The 1414-nt window shown below is 73.9% G+C and carries 2 protein-coding genes; one reads left to right on the forward strand and one right to left on the reverse strand.

The genetic code is table 11. The features are described from left to right. On the reverse strand, nucleotides 1-685 hold a 685-nt coding region (locus AC1DP0_RS21860; RefSeq protein WP_478088680.1), incomplete at its 3' end, for a GNAT family N-acetyltransferase. Between the two features lie 72 nt (nucleotides 686-757). On the opposite strand from AC1DP0_RS21860, the gene AC1DP0_RS21865 reads away from it, so the two are divergent. Then, a partial coding sequence (locus AC1DP0_RS21865) for a uroporphyrinogen decarboxylase/cobalamine-independent methonine synthase family protein (protein ID WP_478088681.1) occupies nucleotides 758-1414 on the forward strand: 657 nt, incomplete at its 3' end.

Here is a 1414-nt window from a genome sequence, read left to right on the forward strand (position 1 = left end):
GCCCCACGCCGTGGGCGTCGTCGAGCCAGACGAGGGCGGAGGCCACCATCTCGCCGTTCGCATCGACCGCGACCCAGTCGAGGTCGATGCGGTAGGGCCACGCGGCCATGAGCTGACGGTAGGCCTGCTCGTCGACCTTCGACAGCCCGAAGTCGGACCACGAGGCGGCGTGCACGGCGGCCCGCTCACGGGCCTCGTGCGGCTCGAGGTGGCGCAGACGGTAGCCCGGGACGCTGGGCACCGGAGGGAGATCGGCGAGGTCGAGGGCGTGGTGGGTGAAGAACGGCTCGCCGGGCTGCGGTGCGAATCCTGCTGCCGCGAGGGCCCGCTCGGCCACATCGCCTTCCATGACGAGGGCCGACTGCGTCTCCGCGTCGCTCCCCTCCTCGAACCACTCGATGACCTCCTCGGCGACGTCGGGCCGGGCCGGGTCGACCTGCAGCTCCAGCCAGTCGGGCGCCTCCGCCCACCCGAAGCCGAGCGTCTCGTCTCCCTYGCTCCACACGGCGATCGCCTCACCGTCGTCCAGTGCAGCTGGGTCGACGGGACGGAAGTAGCGGCTCCAGGCGAGCTGTCCCGGATGGAAGCGGCTCGTCGGCGACCACAGCCGGGAGACGAGGTCCTGCATGGCGCGGAGGTCGTCGGGGCCGGTGAAGTCGCGGCGTCTCAGGTCGTGGGGTCGCACCATCGCCACGCTACTGCTCGCCCGATGCCGAGCGGGTGCGGTGGCACCTCGGGCGCGGCCTAGGCTGGCGCGGTGACTCTCGCTACCGGCATCGGCTCCTGGCCCGGCACCTCCGTGCGTGACGCTCTGGCGCAGGTGCGCGACCTCCTCGACGGCCAGCTGCCCTACCTGCCCGAGCTGCCGAGCCGCGGCCCGGGCGCCGACATGATCGGTCGCACCGCGGGCCTGCTCGTCGAGCTGCCGGTGGACCTGCAGCCGATCGGCTGGAGGCTCGTCGACCGGCCCGGGCGCGACGCCTCACGCACCGGGGCCCTGCTGCGCGAGGACCTCGACGAGCTCGCCGAGGCCTTCGACGGCCATGTGGGCCCGCTCAAGCTCCAGGTCGTCGGGCCGTGGACCCTCGCTGCGAACGTGTGGCTCTCGCGCGGCGAGCGCGTCATCGTCGACGAGGGCGCCTGCCGTGACCTCGTCGAGTCGCTCGCCGAGGGCGTGCGCCTGCACGTCGCCGCGGTCCGCAGCCTCGTCCCCGGGGCCGAGGTCGTGCTGCAGGTCGACGAACCGAGCCTCCCGACCGTCCTGGCCGGCCGACTCCCGACGTCGTCCGGCTTCGGGCGGCTGCCGAGCCTGGACCCGCAGGTGGCCGCGGCCGGACTCACGACCGTGCTGGGTGCCCACGGTGGGGACACGGTCGTGCACTGCTGTGCGGCGACGCCGCCGCTCGCCCTCCTG

It is taken from the genome of Terrabacter sp. P5_B1, assembly GCF_056400505.1.